General features: G+C 47.1%; 15 protein-coding genes and 2 tRNA genes. 7 read left to right on the forward strand and 10 right to left on the reverse strand.

Annotated features, from left to right (window positions below):
* The first annotated feature begins 417 nt into the window (after nucleotides 1–417).
* From queF to xni, 3 genes are all read left to right on the forward strand, one after another.
* Entirely contained in the window at nucleotides 418–1,263 is an 846-nt protein-coding gene (gene queF / locus NXS07_RS02105) for an NADPH-dependent 7-cyano-7-deazaguanine reductase QueF (protein WP_258086075.1), read from the forward strand.
* A 38-nt stretch (nucleotides 1,264–1,301) separates the two neighbouring features.
* Complete coding sequence (gene ppnN, locus NXS07_RS02110; RefSeq protein ID WP_258086076.1) at nucleotides 1,302–2,669, forward strand: nucleotide 5'-monophosphate nucleosidase PpnN; 1,368 nt, start codon at nucleotides 1,302–1,304, stop codon at nucleotides 2,667–2,669.
* A gap of 69 nt (nucleotides 2,670–2,738) precedes the next feature.
* Complete coding sequence (xni, locus tag NXS07_RS02115; RefSeq protein ID WP_038222264.1) at nucleotides 2,739–3,494, forward strand: flap endonuclease Xni; 756 nt, start codon at nucleotides 2,739–2,741, stop codon at nucleotides 3,492–3,494.
* A 106-nt stretch (nucleotides 3,495–3,600) separates the two neighbouring features.
* Here the strand turns inward: xni and NXS07_RS02120 are convergent, their stop codons facing one another.
* The 8 genes from NXS07_RS02120 to NXS07_RS02155 all read right to left on the reverse strand — a co-directional run bounded on the left by NXS07_RS02120 (nucleotide 3,601) and on the right by NXS07_RS02155 (nucleotide 12,921).
* On the reverse strand, nucleotides 3,601–4,983 hold the full coding sequence (locus NXS07_RS02120; RefSeq protein WP_258086077.1) for a TolC family outer membrane protein: 1,383 nt from the start codon (nucleotides 4,981–4,983) through the stop codon (nucleotides 3,601–3,603).
* A gap of 5 nt (nucleotides 4,984–4,988) precedes the next feature.
* Nucleotides 4,989–6,326, reverse strand: coding sequence for an HlyD family type I secretion periplasmic adaptor subunit (locus NXS07_RS02125; protein ID WP_258086078.1), 1,338 nt, complete (start codon nucleotides 6,324–6,326; stop codon nucleotides 4,989–4,991).
* A gap of 73 nt (nucleotides 6,327–6,399) precedes the next feature.
* Nucleotides 6,400–8,127 (reverse strand): type I secretion system permease/ATPase, encoded by a 1,728-nt coding sequence (locus NXS07_RS02130; RefSeq protein WP_308686589.1) that lies wholly within the window; start codon nucleotides 8,125–8,127, stop codon nucleotides 6,400–6,402.
* Nucleotides 8,128–8,210: 83 nt separating this feature from the next.
* On the reverse strand, nucleotides 8,211–8,540 hold the full coding sequence (locus NXS07_RS02135) for a protease inhibitor Inh/omp19 family protein (RefSeq protein ID WP_038207929.1): 330 nt from the start codon (nucleotides 8,538–8,540) through the stop codon (nucleotides 8,211–8,213).
* A 171-nt stretch (nucleotides 8,541–8,711) separates the two neighbouring features.
* Complete coding sequence (locus tag NXS07_RS02140) at nucleotides 8,712–10,142, reverse strand: serralysin family metalloprotease (protein ID WP_258086079.1); 1,431 nt, start codon at nucleotides 10,140–10,142, stop codon at nucleotides 8,712–8,714.
* A 317-nt stretch (nucleotides 10,143–10,459) separates the two neighbouring features.
* A complete protein-coding gene (gene rlmM, locus NXS07_RS02145) occupies nucleotides 10,460–11,557 on the reverse strand; it encodes a 23S rRNA (cytidine(2498)-2'-O)-methyltransferase RlmM (RefSeq protein WP_038194589.1) in 1,098 nt (365 codons plus the stop codon).
* The gene (locus NXS07_RS02150; RefSeq protein WP_038207934.1) at nucleotides 11,550–11,945 is read right to left on the reverse strand and encodes a DUF423 domain-containing protein; all 396 of its coding nucleotides are present in this window, start codon (nucleotides 11,943–11,945) and stop codon (nucleotides 11,550–11,552) included. Before NXS07_RS02150 ends, rlmM begins: the two co-directional genes overlap by 8 nt.
* Before the next feature lie 55 nt (nucleotides 11,946–12,000).
* Nucleotides 12,001–12,921, reverse strand: a complete 921-nt coding sequence (locus NXS07_RS02155) for a transcriptional regulator GcvA (protein WP_038194586.1) — start codon at nucleotides 12,919–12,921, stop codon at nucleotides 12,001–12,003.
* Between the two features lie 406 nt (nucleotides 12,922–13,327).
* Here NXS07_RS02155 and csdA point away from each other — a divergent pair, with 406 nt between their 5' ends.
* Nucleotides 13,328–14,533, forward strand: coding sequence for a cysteine desulfurase CsdA (gene csdA, locus NXS07_RS02160; RefSeq protein ID WP_038213916.1), 1,206 nt, complete (start codon nucleotides 13,328–13,330; stop codon nucleotides 14,531–14,533).
* A 49-nt stretch (nucleotides 14,534–14,582) separates the two neighbouring features.
* Nucleotides 14,583–15,041 (forward strand): cysteine desulfurase sulfur acceptor subunit CsdE, encoded by a 459-nt coding sequence (gene csdE / locus NXS07_RS02165; RefSeq protein WP_258086080.1) that lies wholly within the window; start codon nucleotides 14,583–14,585, stop codon nucleotides 15,039–15,041.
* Nucleotides 15,042–15,062: 21 nt separating this feature from the next.
* Here the strand turns inward: csdE and tcdA are convergent, their stop codons facing one another.
* Both tcdA and mltA read right to left on the reverse strand, forming a co-directional pair.
* Nucleotides 15,063–15,875 (reverse strand): tRNA cyclic N6-threonylcarbamoyladenosine(37) synthase TcdA, encoded by an 813-nt coding sequence (gene tcdA / locus NXS07_RS02170; protein ID WP_038213922.1) that lies wholly within the window; start codon nucleotides 15,873–15,875, stop codon nucleotides 15,063–15,065.
* Nucleotides 15,876–15,986: 111 nt separating this feature from the next.
* A complete protein-coding gene (gene mltA / locus NXS07_RS02175; protein WP_258086081.1) occupies nucleotides 15,987–17,084 on the reverse strand; it encodes a murein transglycosylase A in 1,098 nt (365 codons plus the stop codon).
* Between the two features lie 226 nt (nucleotides 17,085–17,310).
* On the opposite strand from mltA, the gene NXS07_RS02180 reads away from it, so the two are divergent.
* Nucleotides 17,311–17,387: transfer RNA gene (locus NXS07_RS02180), tRNA-Met, on the forward strand.
* 76 nt (nucleotides 17,388–17,463) lie between these two features.
* Nucleotides 17,464–17,537, forward strand: a tRNA-Met gene (locus NXS07_RS02185).
* Nucleotide 17,538 lies beyond the last annotated feature (1 nt).

A 17,538-nucleotide genomic window follows, 5' to 3' on the forward strand; every position in this document is an offset into this window, starting at 1 on the left:
GCTTATTATCATAAAATTAAAACACCAGCAATAGATATATCAACAAGTAATACTTTGAATATATTTCTAAATAAAACCTTATTATTATTTTATATTATATTATATTATTTAAAGAAATATATATTCAATAAAACCCATTAATACTTATTTGGATCGCCATCCTGATAAAATTACTAACAAAGTCAACGAATAGCAAAATAGAGAAAGATCTGAATATCACACTATTACCCATATCATTGATGGAAAAAAACGAACCCATAATTCCATCGAAAATAAAAAACTCAGATTCGCACAGAAGCCCTGCGCTAACGAGATAAGCATGGTGAATAATGCACAATAAAAATACGAACCATTGAAATTCCTTGATACACTACAACCTATCTCAGTTGCAATTATTTATTAATTTTGAGGAATCCTATGTCTTTGTATCAAGATAATCAGGCATTCGCCCAACTTACTCTGGGTAAAGCCACACCCTACTGTGATCACTACGATCCTACTTTACTGCAAGCGGTTCCGCGCAGCATGAACCGTGAACCACTTGGGCTATTTCCTGATAATCTTCCGTTTCACGGCGCTGATATCTGGACAATGTACGAACTTTCCTGGCTCAATTCACGCGGTGTTCCTCAAGTTGCCATCGGCCATGTCAGCCTAAGTGCAGCCAGTGTGAATCTCGTTGAATCAAAAAGTTTTAAGCTTTACCTGAATAGTTTCAATCAAACCCGCTTTGCAGATTGGGATACCGTGCAAAAAACGCTGCAACAGGATTTATCCGTCTGCGCAAACGGTGATGTACATGTTGTTTTACGTCCCCTGCACGATTTCAGCCAGCAACCGATCGCCGAGTTTGAAGGAAAATGTATCGATAATCAGGACATTGAAATTGATGATTATCAATTCAGTCGCGATTATCTTAACGATGCTGCAGCAGGTTCGGTCGTTGATGAAATATTGGTCAGCCATTTGCTAAAATCAAATTGCCTGATCACACATCAGCCCGATTGGGGTTCCGTACAGATCCGCTATAAAGGCCCCAAAATCGATCAGGAAAAATTATTGCGCTATCTGGTTTCTTTCCGCCATCACAATGAATTTCATGAACAGTGTGTTGAGCGTATTTTCAATGACTTAATTGCGTTATGCGCACCTGAAAAACTCACGGTTTATGCTCGCTATACCCGCCGGGGAGGGTTAGATATCAACCCGTGGCGCAGTAACGAAGCCTTTATTCCAGAAACAGGAAGACTGGCTCGCCAGTAAATTGAGAAAACCCCACCAAGGGCATAAAGGAGTCGTTCTTGATTACACATGTCAGCCCGTTAGGATCAATGGATTTACTCTCTCAACTTGAAGTCGATGCACTCAAGCGTACCGCAAGCAGTGATTTATACCGCCTGTTCCGCAACTGCTCACTGGCGGTACTCAACTCCGGCAGCCAGACAGATAACAGCAAAGAGTTGCTGTCAAAACATGAAGATTTTGATATTAACGTCCTGCGTAGAGAGCGTGGCGTCAAACTGGAACTCGTCAATCCACCAGAAGACGCTTTCGTTGACGGCAAAATCATTCGCTCTCTGCAAGCCAACCTGTTCGCGGTTCTGCGGGATATTCTGTTTGTTCATGCGCAGATTGACAGTGCACAGAAAGTGCACCATCTGAATATGGAAAATGGTATGCACATTACCAACACCATTTTTTCTATTCTGCGCAATGCCAAAGCGCTTCATCTCTCAGAAGATCCGAATATGATCGTCTGTTGGGGCGGTCACTCGATTAATGAAAAAGAGTATCTGTATGGGCGCAAAGTGGGTAACGAGTTGGGGCTGCGCGAACTGAATATCTGCACGGGCTGTGGGCCGGGCGCAATGGAAGCGCCCATGAAAGGTGCTGCGGTTGGGCATGCCCAGCAACGTTACCAAAAAAGCCGCTTTATCGGCATTACAGAGCCTTCCATTATTGCTGCAGAACCCCCCAATCCGCTGGTCAATGAACTGATCATCATGCCGGATATCGAAAAACGGCTGGAGGCATTTGTCCGCATAGCTCACGGCATTATTATCTTCCCGGGCGGGGTGGGAACAGCAGAAGAGCTGCTCTATCTACTGGGTATTTTGATGAACCCTGATAATAAAGATCAAGTGCTGCCATTGATCTTGACCGGGCCAAAAGAGAGTGCCGATTACTTCCATGTGCTCGATAAGTTTATCGTCAATACCTTGGGAGAACAGGCTCGTCAGTACTATCGCATCATTATAGATGATCCTTCAGAAGTCGCCCGAGTGATGAAAAAAACCATGCCGCAGGTTAAAGAACATCGCCGCTCTACCGGAGATGCCTATAGCTTTAACTGGTCACTGAAAATCAGCCATGATTTGCAGCATCCGTTCGAGCCATTCCATAGCAATATGGCTAACCTGAATTTGCATCCGAATCAGCCTCCCGAAAAACTGGCTTCTGCTCTGCGATGTGCCTTTTCCGGCATTGTGGCGGGCAATGTGAAAGAAGCGGGCATTCATGCCATTGAAAAAGACGGAGCGTTCAAAATCCACGGTGATGTGGATATCATGCGCCATATGGATGAACTATTGAAAGATTTTGTCAGGCAGGATCGCATGAAATTGCCGGGAGGTACGGCTTACGAGCCGTGCTATAAAATCATCAAATAAGTCACGTCCTCATTAAAATCCAATGAGGCTGAAGCCAAGGAATCAATCCACGGACGGAGCATAACGACCATGATACATCTTTTGATTGTAGACGCACTGAACTTGATCCGACGCATCCATGCTGTGCAGGGAAGCCCTTGTGTTCCCGCCTGTGAGCATGCGTTAAAGCAGCTAATCACCCATTCTTCTCCGACTCATGCCGTTGCGGTATTCGATGAAGATGACCGTGGTCATAGCTGGCGCCACCAGCTTCTTCCCGATTACAAAGCCGGGCGTTCTGCCATGCCCGACGATTTACAGCAGGAAATGCCGCTGATTAAACAGGCATTCAATGCACTAGGGGTAACTTGCTGGCATGCCGAAGGGCATGAAGCCGATGATTTGGCGGCAACACTGGCAACCAAAGTTGTTTCTACGGGGCATCGAGTCACCATTGTTTCAACGGATAAGGGCTACTGCCAGCTACTTTCACCGAATATCCAGATCCGCGATTACTTCCAAAAACGCTGGCTGGATTTACCCTTTGTTGAGCGGGAGTTTGGTGTTTCCCCTGCCCAGCTCCCCGATTATTGGGGTCTGGCAGGGGTCAGTAGCAGTAAAATCCCCGGTGTTCAGGGAATAGGGCCAAAAACAGCGGCCATTCTGCTACAACAAACTGGCTCGCTGGATAACCTTTTCCAACATCTGGAAGCCCAGCCGGATAAATGGCGCAATAAATTGGCAGCCCATAAAGAAATGGCGTATATCAGCCGTGAAGTGGCTTCACTGCGCACGGATTTATCGCTCAATGGCAATTTGCAGCAATTGCGGTTAGATCACAGGTAAGTGACCGTTGTACTTTGCACTATCTTATTTGAAGTCAAAATACTGCCGAAATTGAGTATTTACGGTAGTATTTTGTTATTTAAATTTATTTAATGGTAAAATTTAATCACTCAAAATACCCCGAAGCTAATTGAATATCCTCCCCATTCAATTGCCCAGATTCACTCAATAACCCAATCCAGGATTTCATATATTGGTACTTGGCCTGAGAAAGATCACGACGAGCCATGTAGAGCTGTTGCTCTGCATTCAGGATATCTACGTTAACCCGCTGCCCAAGTGCCACGCTTTTCTGAGTCGCTTTAACCTGTAATTCAGCCGCTTCCACTGCCGATTCATAGGCACGTATCCGCTTCTCGCCATTCATGCAGGCGTTATAATTGCGTCGCAGCGCATTCAGAATTTCTCCCGCTTCAGCATCCATCTCATATTTGGCTCTGCCATAATTCGCTGCTGATTGACGCACTGCCGCCGACGTTCCTCCACCATTATAGAGATTCATCGATACCCGCAAGCCGATTGAATCGGTGCGATATTTTTGATCGATGATGTTATCGCTGCTGGATTTATTTTCAGTATGGGAAGCATACAGCTCCAGTTTTGGCAGATAACCTGCCCGATTGCGCTCAATGTCCTGAGCCGCAACGGCCACTTTCTGGCGAGCCTCCGCCAACTGCGGGTTTTGACTCAACGCCATCTGCTCCCAATCGGCATAATGTGCAAAAGCCAGCTTTATAGTCTTGAAGTTCTGGACAGGCGACAGGCGATTGACCGGTAAGTCGCTTGGTAAAGGTGTACCAACCAGCAATTGCAAGTCACGGATCACCGTATCCAGTTCATCTTTGACCGTTAACTCATCCGCCACAATCTGACTGTAACGGGCTTGGGTTTCCGCCACATCAGTGCGCGTGCCTTCACCGGAGGCAAACAATTTCTGATTCCGTTCCAGTTGTTCTTCATAAGCCCTGCCCTGCTGAGCAACCTGCGCCAGCCTGTCCTGCGCATAAGCGACATCCACATAGCTGTTTACTACCCTGACTGCCAGTTGCTGGGTGTCTACCCGAAAACGGGCATCACCCATCAGCGCGTAGGCCTGACGGGTTTTGTAACGCGCCCACGCCTCGAAATCCACCAGCGGCTGAGTCAGCACAAGCGAACCACTGTAGCTGTGATACTGGCGGTTGCGACTTTCCGTGACCGTACTTCCCCTTTGCCCTGAATCTGAAGAAGAGGATTCCATTTTCTGCCAATTCTGGGGAACATATTGGTAGTTAAAAGCGAGCTTGGGCAGTAATTCCGCCCGCCCAAGGTTTTTCTCTTCCTGCCCCGCTTCCTGCGCTTTTATCGCCGCCTGAAACGTCGGATCATGTTGCAGCGCCAGCGCGTAAGCTTCCGTTAAGGAAAGCGCCTGAACCGTACCTGAAAACGACATCAGCAGAAACAGAGATAAAAACAGGACACGCCCCGTAAAACCACTAGATCTGAACATCCCCGTTACTCCTCAATCAGTGACGTTGACGCCCTGTCCATCAATGGCTTGAATAGATAACTCAACAGTGAGCGCGACCCTGTTTTAACGAAGACTTCAACCGGCATGCCCGGCTTGATATGTAGCCCTGCCAGTTGTGCCATTCCCTCTGGTGTCACTCTGACCCGCATCTGGTAATAAGGTTCCCTTGTCACCCCATCCACCAGCCGGTCGGCGGAGATCACTGTCACTTTGCCTGTCACTTTCGGCGTCTGGTTCTGATTGAACGCGGTGAACATCAAATCCACATCCTGCCCCATTTCTACTTTATCAATCAGATGTACCATCAAGCGCGCTTCGACTTCTAACGCACTCTGGGCAGGCAAGATTTCCATCAGTTTTTCCCCGGAAGCCACAACACCGCCTTGAGTAAATACTGTCAGCCCCACCACTGAGCCACCCACCGGGGCGGTAATTGAGGTATGGAATAAATCAAACTGAGCTGTTTCCAGCTTGTTTTTCAGCTCATTGGCCTGCACCTGCACATCCGAAAGCTGGCTGCGGACTTCACGTTGATAATCTGCCTGCCGCTGGATAATCCGCTGCCGGGTTTCCTGACACTGTTTTTCAAGCTGACCAATGCGTCCTGCCATCTCGGCCATGCTGCCACTTAACTCACTTTGACTGCGCTGCAACTCCAGATAACGGTTACGGGGAAAGTAACCCTCTTCGGTCAACGGCCGCAGATTGGTCACTTGCTCTTTGAGTGAAACCTGCTGCTGCTGTTTATTCGTCAGCGCTTCCCGCAACCCTTTGAGCTGAAAACTCAGCCCCTCTTCAACCTGCTGCATCCCAGCCAGATCACTTCTCAGCATCTCACGACGTGACAGGAAAAGCTGTTTCTGCAATACCAGAATATCCTTAATACGTGGCTCCGATTGCTGATCCGACAACGTAGCCGGAAAGGAAATCACCTCCAGCCCTTGCTGCTCGGCCAGCAATCGGACTTCCGTCGCCAGAGTGGTATGCAATTGCTGTTTCAGGGAGTCAATTTGGGCATTAACCTGCACCTGACTAAGCTGCACCAGTATCTGTCCAGCCTTAACTTGTTCCCCTTCCGATGCCAGAATTTGTCTGATGATGCCATTGGCTGGCGACTGCACGGTTTTACGGTTGCCATCCACCACCACAATACCGGAGGAAGCGACACCTTTATCGAGCGGGGCAAAGGCCGCCCAGACGAAAAACCCCAGGAGGCCAATACCGATGACCAGCCAGCCCAGCCGCAGGTAGTGATTTGCATCCAGCGGCAGTAATCCCGATTCATCATTTTTCGCACTTTTTGCGTTGGTCTGATAGGACATCTTCACTCCCAGGCAGAAATTTCACTCTGCCCACTGATTAAAACCGTGTCATTAAAAACATGGCAGAGCCACACTACGAGGCACGTTCAACCGCTTTTGACTGCGACAGCGCCGCCATAACTTGCTGAGATGGGCCAAACATTTTCATTTTTCCCTGCACCAACAGCAAAATTTTGTTTGTTTGTGAGAGCAAAGAAGGCCGATGCGTGATCACCACCACAGTTTTGCCCTGTTCCCGCAATTGCGTAATCGCCTGACTCAGCGCCTTTTCACCAATATCATCCAGATTGGAATTCGGTTCATCCAGCACCAGCAGTGACGGATTGCCGTACAATGCCCGTGCCAGCCCAATCCGCTGCTTTTGCCCACCGGACAGTCCCATCCCCCCAGCGCCAATCACCGTGTCATAACCCTGTTCAAGATTGAGTACCAGTTCATGGACGCCCGCTTTTTTGGCCGCTTCAATGACTTTTTCAGGATCAACGTCATTAAAACGCGCAATGTTTTCCGCAATCGTGCCACCAAACAGTTCGATGTCCTGCGGCAAATAACCTATCGATGCTCCCAGTTCATCCTTGTTCCATTGGTAAATGTCGGCATCATCGAGCCGGACAACACCCTCCTGTGACGGCCAAATCCCCACCAGCAGGCGAGCCAGCGTAGATTTCCCCGACGCGCTGGGGCCAATCACGCCCAACACATCGCCGGCATTCAGGGAAAAACTGATATCCTGCAAGACCTGTTTATGATTTCCCGCCGTTTGTCTGGCCTGTGTTTTACTCGGTGGTATCGCGGCAACTTTTTCCAGCAACAAAATGCCTTTAGGGGCAGGCAGTGACATACCGCTTTTGCGTTCTGGCTGCGCCTTCAGCAATTTATCCAGCCGCTGCCATGACAGACGCACAGCGCTCCAGCTTTTCCACGCTTGGATCAACTGCTCAATCGGCGACAATGCCCGTCCCATCAAGATAGAACCCGCGATCATCATGCCCGGCGTGATATTGCCTTCAATCGCCAGCCAGCCTCCCAAACCGAGGATCAACGACTGCAAGGCCATGCGCACTGTTTTGGTCAGTGCGGTGATAGATGCCGCCCGTTCGCTGGCAATACGCTGGAAATTGAGAAAGCGCTCATGCAGGCTAAACCAACGCTGACGCAGTGCCGGCAACATACCCAAGGCTTCAATGACTTCCGCATTACGCAGATTAGTACTGGCAAGATTAGCAGAGCGCAGGGAGAGATGACTTGCTTCCGATAAAGGCGACTGAGACAGCCATTGGTTCAATACCGCCAACGCGATCAAAATGATCGCCCCAACCAGCGCCAGCAATCCCAGATACGGGCTAAACAGAAAAATGACCCAGAGATAGACCGGGAACCAAGGCACATCAAAAAAAGCAAACAGCGCATTGCCCGTCAGGAACTGGCGGATAGTAGCCAAGTCATTGAGCATCTGCCCGGCATCGGTGGAGCCATTTTTCAGGTTGGACTCATACGACGCGGTATAAACACGCTGGTTCAGGCACATATCAAACTGGCTACCGATGCGGATCACCACCATGCTACGGATATATTCCAGCCCCCCCATAATAGCGAACATGCCGAGCGTGATCAGGGTCAGCATCAGCAGGGTCATTTCATTACTGGAGGGCAGAACCCGATCATATACCTGAAGCATATAAATAGAGGGAACCAACATCAGCAGATTGATAAATGCCGTAAATAAGCCAATAGTCCAGAATACTTTGCTGCGTGCACGGATGACATCCGTGATTTCATCCTTTGGAAAGCGTAGTTTCACTGCAATCCCTTCATCATTAACTGAAGCAAAAACGATTTATTTACCCAGTAATTCGTTATTTTTGTTTTATTTTGTCACTGCATTTACTTTGTCACTGAATGCGTGCCACTGAATGTCATAATGAGTTCCCGCCCATCAACAAGGTATGCCACCCATTGCTCGGACTCATGACCAAAAAAAGCCAGACTATTGCCATCATCGTCAGTCAAAGTGATACCATCAGGTGTAGGACGCCAACCCTCTACAGGGTTCCTCATCAGTTCGGTCAGGCAAGAATCACCTTTCAGCGCCCAAATTGACCCCTCAGGCAAACGGGTATCCGTTAATTCAATACTGCATACCTGATTTCCATCTGATAGCTGCCATAACCCTTTCAGTTCAGCCGGTTCAGGAAGTCTCAAACTACTCGCCATACATCCTCCAATCAAAAAAAGAGAAAACATTATCGATAAGGCCAATTTAAATAAACAAGACTTCGCTATACACCTTTGCCCCTTGTGTAACACGGTGACTTCCTCCCCATAATACTGCCGTATTATTAATACCTACGGCAGTATCCCGCTATCGTGACATGCCAGTCTGCATTAGACGATGAAATCGGCTTCAGCTACAGGCTGACCGATAATTTTCACCAGAAAATCATTACTGGCTAAATTACCACCAAGGCTGATAGACATATCGGTTATATCGGTCACTTTGTCGTAAGTCAGCAGGACTTCACCCGCCCTACCAGAGAATGAATCAACAAATTTGATATCACCCTTACCACCAAAGTTAAAGTCCGATAGATCAATCTTGTCTTCACCGGAAACAAAATCATGGATCCAGTCAGGATTGTCTTTCAGTGATTCTTTGCCATTCAGATAAACAAAAGTATCCTTGCCTGCGCCACCCCACAGGTGATCGCCGCCCAAGCCACCATAAATGATGTCATCGCCGTCGCCGCCTTTCAGCACGTTATCAGCACTGTTGCCTACCAGAATGTCATCGCCGCTGCCACCGATCGCATTCTCAATGGTTACACCACGGGCAATAGATACGTTGCCTTTCAAACCGCCAACATCCGAGAAAGACCCTGCATTCAGGTTAATACGCTGATCCTGAGTAAAACCGGAAAAATCGAACGTATCATTACCATCCGCATCCCAGACACTGAATACCAGTTTGCTATTGGCATCGGTTGCGGTCATGAAATCACGGTCGGTATTGGAGTTGAAACCATATACCGTATCACCTGTACGAGTTTCAGTATTGGCCCCATATAAGTCTTGAATGGCGGAGATATCATTCAGCAATGGCGCAGATGAGAATGCCCCTTTGTAATCCTGACCGGTGTATTTTTCACTGAAATAGCTCATGACGGTATAGGCACGGCTATCTTCGAAGTATTCACCTACACTGATATAGGTCGGTCTGACCGCATCAGAAGCATCGTACTCGGTAGGATGATCCAGACCCAGCGTATGCCCGATTTCATGGGTAAATGTCTGGCGGCCATAGCCATTCACGCCAATGTCATTGTCTATGAAAGTATGACTCTCCGCGCTATACCAGGAATAAGTCGTATTCTGCCCTTTTGGTAAAGTCGCAAACGCATAGTCGTCAGTTATACTATAATCAAAGAAACCAAAAGTAATATTGGCTTTAGAAAGACTGCTGACTTCATTAAATTTTACATTGGCAACATCAGACCACGATTGCAAAGACAATCTTGCTGCCTCTTTCTGCTCATCATTAAAGGAACTGAATCCGGCAATGCCAAATCTTGGCATCACGGAAGGAGCAGATTCTAGAAAATGATATGATAATTCCACTGCACCGGAAGAGCCGACTTTATTCGACCAATGATAATTGGTTCGCACAAGTTCATCGGGAGCTTTATCTCCCAGCGGTGTATGTGCGACACGAATACCCGGATCGGAATTTGGAACGTAGGCTGTGAGAAGTGCATTAACATCCTGAACGGACTTGGAATCAGATAACCCCACATAGGTATATTTATTCTTTGAGGTCATATAAATCTCCTGTAAAAACAATATTTATATCTAAAGCCCGAAATTTTCATAATAACGGGAGTAAGAGTTTTTTATTCTTTCTAAGATTCCCTTAGAAACAAAACTCTCGAATAAAATAGCGTGAGTTTTATTCCGTGTAAAAATAATTAATATATCTTTTTAGAATACAAATAAATTAAATTTAATTTACGGAAGAAATTATTAATTTTAAAATTAATTTATTTGATAACAAAAAAACAGTATTATTTTTTAATAAACAATACTGTTTTTATCTGCTGGAAATTGATCCTAAGAAAGGATTATCTATTTCGCAATAATTAAAAATCTCGGGTCATTGCATATGCAGACCAAATACGACGAACATGTACCGTGACCTCTTCACGATCGTGGTACAAGTGCTTGGCCTGAATTTGGACGTTAATTCCATTTTCTTTCAATTGCTGTTCTATCTTCTGCAAGATCTGAGCAACTTCCTCATAACGCTTTTTCATCGGCAGCTTGAGGTTGAAAATGGCTTCACGGCACCAGCTTTTTACTAACCAGTCTGTCATAAGCTGTGCAACCTTGGCCGGCTGCTCAACCATGTCACAAACCAGCCAGTAAACATTTTTCACTGAGGGTTCAAACTTAAAGCCATCCACACGATGATGTTTCACCTGTCCGGTGTCCATCAAACTATCAGCCATCAAGCCATTATCTACCGCATGAACTATCATGCCCCGTCTCACGAGCTGGTAAGTCCAGCCTCCCGGACAAGCACCAAGATCCACAGCATACAGCCCACTGCCCAGACGTTCTTCCCACTCGTCATGGGGAATAAACACATGAAAAGCTTCTTCCAGTTTCAGCGTTGAACGACTCGGAGCATCTGACGGAAACTTCAGACGAGGGATCCCCATATAAAAACGGGAATTGTTGTTGCTGTAAGAGTAGCCGACGTAACAACAGCCCGGAGCAATAAACAAAACATGAATCACCGGTCGGTGAGCACTTTCCTTTGCCAGCAAGAGTTTTTCCTGACGCATTGCATTACGCAACGGAACCGTAAACTTACGGCAGAATGTCATCAACTCTTTACTTTCATCATTATCCGGCACTTCTACGCGCAGCTCGCCTGCACGCTCAATAACCCCAGTCAGCATCCCAAGGATCGGGGTAATACGATCTTCCTGAGGTAAATTTTTCAGCAATTCACCCACAACCACCATTTGGCGGGCAAAGATCAATTCACCGAACGGAATTTCACGGATCAGACGATCCGCATCATCATGCTGATAACACTCAAACAACACATAACCGCTGTTTTCTTTTACGCGGGCAAAACCGTAAACTCCTTTCTTACCCGCCTTATCAGTAATTTCTGCCGCACACTCTTTTTCAAACCCGGGGCGGCAATATAAAGCAACTTTATTCATGGCTAGGCGCCAATTTCCTTAGACGCAGAGCGCCAATTAATATACATAACCAACCAATGAGAAAACTGAACCCACCGATTGGTGTCAGATAAACCAAAAATTTTAGCGGTAAAAAGGCCAGACAATAAAGACTGCCACTAAACAACACCATTCCCGCAGCGAAAAAAATACCCGCCCAGCCAAACGGCTTCATTGGCTGCCGCATCAGCAAAACAGCCAGCACCATCATGACCAGTGTATGCAGCCCCTGATATTGCAGGCCGGTATGGATCCATTCCATTTGGCGTGACGTCAGGACAGGTGCCAGCATATGTGCACCCATCGCACCCAATGCCACATAGAAAAAACCGCTGATACCCACAAAAATAAGCATGACACGACTGCTCATCGCTCCGCTCCTGTTTCTGGATGTATGAAATGACACTCCTTCACACATCCGGTTTTCATTCGTTAGTAATAAACCCTAACCTTGCCTGTTCACTCGCGGCCTGCATCAAGATCCATTTCCGAAAAGCCGCAATCTTGCCCAATTCTGCCTGATTATCATGGCAAACCAAATAAAATGCATTCTTGCTGACCAAAACATCATTGAATGGGCAGACAAGGCGCCCTGCATCAATCTCATTTTGTGCCATCACATTATTGGCAAGAGCGACCCCCTGCCCATGTACCGCCGCCTGAATCACCATGGAGCTATGGCTGAATATTGGCCCCTGCTGAACATTGATGAGCTGTTGCATATCAAGCTGGCGAATATAGGCCTGCCAGTCCCGTCGGGAAGAATCGTGCAACAGAGTATGCTTGGCCAGATCTGCCGGCGTTTTTAATGGACGTTCACCCATCAGTAAAGAGGGAGAACAGACGGGTAGCAGATATTCAGGATAGAGACGATCTGTCCGCATGCCTGGCCAATTGCCTCTGCCATAAAAAATCGCAACATCAACATCATCTGCCAATTTATCTTCTTCTCTATCCACCGCCTGAATCCTGACATCAATGCCCGGGAAACTCTGGTTGAAACCAGAAAGCCGTGGCACCAGCCACTGAATGGCAAAGCTCGGTGACAAACTTACCGTCAGTGCACCTTTGGCACTGCGAGCCTGAAGTTTGCGGGTTGCATCATTGATAGCAGTGAAAATTTCTTTGATATCCAGATAGTAACTCTGCCCGTCCTCCGTCAGCAGTAGCGAGCGGTTACGGCGACGAAAAAGTTTCAATCCCAGAAAGTCTTCCAGACTTTTCATCTGGTGACTTACGGCCGCCTGAGTTACAAATAATTCTTCTGCTGCTTTAGTAAAACTAAGATGACGAGCAGCAGCATCAAAAACGCGTAACGCATTAAGTGGTGGTAAACGTTTAGACATGTTCGTTTCTTATATGATAGTGGCGATACCAATAATTCTCTTCTCTCAGGTATTAGTTTTTGTAATCCGAATCATTATAATTTGTCCATTGATGATATACCAGCAAATCCCTATAGTGTGCGCAACTTCCTAAGCCGGAACGAAAAGTAACTCTGTAGTGATACATTGAAGCTTTTGGCTTTGTGGTTGTGATGTTGTGTTTGCAAGTTGTCTGGTAGACCAGACTTTGTAGCATATGCTACTGTTTTTTTTCACTTCCTGTACATTTACCCTGTCTGTCCATAGTGATTTTTTTAATGCACCGCAATTGCGGTGCTTTTTTTCTCGACTTTCCTGTAGAATTCCCCTCCACTTGGTTAAAGAAAAACTTATTCTTTACGACACAACGTTGAAATTAACACCGTTTATGAAATCCTTTGACTCAGAAAAATTTCGCCAGCAATTTCCTGCCCTGCAACAGCAGACTGTGTTTTTGGATAGCGCGGCTACAGCCCTAAAGCCTATATGCATGATTGAGGCAACCCAGCACTATTATCAAAACCACAGTGCAACGGTTCATCGTAGCCAACACGCAAGCGCACAGGCCATGACGGCCCGTTATGAACAAGCTCGTTCGCTGGTGGCGGAATTGCTCAACGCCCCACGGCCTGAAAATATCATCTGGACAAAAGGCACCAGCGAAGCCATTAATCTGACCGCCCAAGGCTATTTTCGCCCTCGCCTGAATGCTGATGATGAAATCATAATCAGCGAACAGGAACACCACTCCAATCTGCTGCCGTGGCTGATTCTGGCAGAACAAACAGGCGCAAAAATCGTTAAATGGCCGATAGGCAATCAGAATCGTCCGGACATCAATACTCTCGCAAAACTGCTAAATGAAAAAAGCCGGCTAGTTGCCATCAGCCAAATGTCGAATGTCACTGGTACCACAGTCGATCTGGCGCAGGTCACGGCACTCGCCCACCAGTATGATTGCCTGATTTTGGTCGATGGCGCTCAAGGCATCGTTCACACTCCCGTTGATGTACAGCGGCTGGATATCGATTTTTATGCCTTCTCTGCCCATAAACTGTATGGCCCCAATGGTCTGGGAGTATTGTATGGCAAAGGGGAATTGCTGGATGCAATGTCACCGTGGCAGGGCGGTGGGAAAATGCTGACTCAGGTATCTTTCAACGGTTTCACACCAGAAGCCGTTCCTTATCGCTTTGAAGCGGGAACCCCGAATGTCGCGGGCGTGGTTAGCTTTGCCGCTACGTTGGAATGGTTAAAAACCGTTGATATCCCGCTCGCTGAATCCCATGCCGTTACCCTGACTGACTATGCCGAGCAGCAGCTCAGTATCTTGGCTGGGTTTATCAGCTACCGCGCCGCCAATGCCAGTTTGCTGGCCTTCAATATCCAAGGGATACATCACAATGATTTGGCGACGTTGATTGCTGAACAGAATATTTCCCTGCGTTCAGGCCAACACTGCGCACAGCCCCTGTTGGATGCTCTGGGGATCAGCGGCTGCCTACGTGCTTCTTTTATGCCTTATAATAATCGGCAGGATGTGGATAAGCTGGTCAGTGCTGTGAAATTTGCCCTGTCGCTACTGGAAGAATAAGCTAGGCCAATAAAATATCCACCGAATACCATTGCAAGATAAATAACCGATGACATCAATTTCAGATTCAATCCTTGCCCCGCATCCGTTTGGAACGGAGATATCGGAGCAACAACTTATTGAAAATTTTCAGCAATGCCAGTTATGGGAAGATCGCTATCGGCAGCTTATCGGACTGGCCAAAAAACTGCCACCACTAGCGGATGAACTGAAACAGCAGAACATTGAAATGTCCGGCTGTGAAAACCGTGTCTGGCTAGGGCATCAGTTGCGTTCTGACGGCTGTTTGCATTTTTATGGAGATAGCGAAGGCCGCATCGTCAAAGGCTTATTAGCCGTACTCCTGACTGCTGTGGAAGGAAAAACAGCGGAGCAGGTTTTACAGGCGCCTTTATCTGAGTTATTTCAGCATATGGGTCTTGAGCAACAACTGAGCGGTTCGCGACTCAATGGGATCAAATCCCTGATCAACACCGTTCAAGAGATTGCCCGCTCACATTTTTCTTAAACCCTTACCTTAACCTAAGCTTTAAAGCCTGTTTTCCCGCTCGGCTTTTGCCACCATCTTTTTCAGTGCGTGAGACACGGCAATAAACCCAAATGTTGCCGTGACCATCGTTGCGGCACCAAAACCGGACGCACAATCCATCCGTTTCGAACCATCCGCCGTGCTTTTGGCAGCGCAGACCGTACCGTCAGATTGCGGGTAAACCAACTGTTCCGTTGAGAATACACAATCAATCCCCAATTTACCCTTGCTGTTTTTCACCACGCGATAGTCAGATTTCAGGCGTTCCTTCAATTTAGCCGCCAGCGGATCTTGCACCGTTTTCGCCAGATCCACCACCTGGATCTGAGCAGGATCAAGCTGCCCCCCAGCCCCGCCAGTCGTAACAAGCGGAATTTTATAGCGGCGACAATAAGCCAGCAATGCCGCTTTTGGACGCACACTGTCAATGGCATCAATCACATAACTGAACTCAGCAGACATCAGCTCAGCCACATTATCGGGCGTCACAAAATCATCAACGCAGGTAACTTGGCACTCCGGATTGATTGCCCGTATCCGTTCAGCAATCACCTCGGTTTTTGGCAACCCTACATTCTGTACCAGCGTATGCAACTGGCGGTTAGTATTGGTGATACAGACATCATCCATATCAATCAGCGTGATTGCCCCAATGCCTGTGCGCGCCAATGCTTCCGCCGCCCATGAGCCAACACCGCCAATACCAACGACACAGACATGTGAACGGGCAAATAATGAAAGTGCTTTCTGGCCATATAACCGCGCGGTACCAGCAAAACGCTGAAGATAAGCATCAGAGAGAGAAACTTGCATCACTAAATAAATCCTGAATCAGAGCCTATCTCGGTAGGCGTAATTAATGGGATCGGCTCTAAGACCTACCCCATAGAGATAATTTATCGATTGTTTTAACTGGGCTGGATCTTACTGGTTTGCCGTCAAAAAGCCAGGCGACGATTTCTTCAATACCCAGACACGGCCATAGTGATTATAAAAACCGGCTGCTTCTCCAGCATCATGACCCACACCATGATAGATATCGAAATGATTGCCTTTTATTGCGCCTCCAACATCCAATGCCACCATCAAACGCATCCGATACTGCCCGGTAAATTTTCCTGTTTTATCCAACATCGGCACTTCCGCCAATAACGCCGTTCCGGGTGGAATCAATACCTTATCCGATGCTACGGATGCTTCCGCGACAAGAGGCACAGCACTGGCTCCCCGCACAGGTGTAAAGGGTTCGGGCTTAAAGAAAACAAAAGAGGGATTTTGTTCCAGCAGCTCTCGTACCTCTGATTCATTATGTTGAGATGCCCACTGGCGAATGGCTTTCAGTGACATTTTTTCAAGAGGCACTTCTCCTCGGTTAACAAGTATCTTGCCGATACTCTGATAAGCATGGCCATTCTTCCCGCTATAACCGAAGAAGGTCAATGGATTGCCATCACCAAAATCGATATAACCACTCCCCTGCACTTCCATCAAAAAATTATCAATCAGGGAATTAGTGTACCCTATGATAAATTTTTCATTCAAAGCCCCATTGTATATAGCTGCACGGTTTGGCAGGCGAAAACACGACTTACCTGGCATTCGGTATAGAGGATATTTAAACTCGCCCTGCTTAACATGGCGTGCCTGCAAAACTGGCGTGTAATAACCGGTAAACTTAACATTACCGTAATTATCATCACCGTCCATCTGATAGGCCAGCAACCCAAACTGGTTTAATTCACGCGGATCTCCACCAGACAGCATCCAATTCTGGATGGCATCAAGCGTTGCACGATTATTACCATAGAGCCGAGGAGAAGATTTGCTGATAAATTTGACTTGTGCCTGAAAATCTCCGGCGTTGATAGGGGAGCCTTGTGCATTTGGAATATTAACAAGCTGGAGATCTTCGCTGATGCGGCCATCTTTATACTGCTGCCCTTGATCTGTAGGACGCACATGGCAACCCGATAATAACGAAATGACAAACCCGCATAAAAGATATTTGCCCCAAAGTTTCATATTATGCCTTATCTCCTGTCATCACGATTCGACGACGAACAATATCAAACCCCGGTAAATAATAAAATGTCGTTAAGAAAAAATAGATTACCGTTCCATAAACCCATAAATGAACAAAAAATACAACAAATAGTGCTATTTTTAACCATGCAATAAATAAAATCGGTAAATATCAACAAAAAACTTGCAACAGCGCTGAACCTGCGTATAGTGTGCCGACATCAGACGCGGGGTGGAGCAGCCTGGTAGCTCGTCGGGCTCATAACCCGAAGGTCGTCGGTTCAAATCCGGCCCCCGCAACCAATCCTATACGATGTCATATCGGCAGGGTTTAGTACCAAAGAATGTTATCATTTAGTATGTGCAAGTAGTAGACGGACGCGGGGTGGAGCAGCCTGGTAGCTCGTCGGGCTCATAACCCGAAGGTCGTCGGTTCAAATCCGGCCCCCGCAAC

This window comes from Xenorhabdus bovienii (assembly GCF_024721015.1).
Taxonomy (GTDB): Bacteria; Pseudomonadota; Gammaproteobacteria; order Enterobacterales; family Enterobacteriaceae; genus Xenorhabdus; species Xenorhabdus bovienii.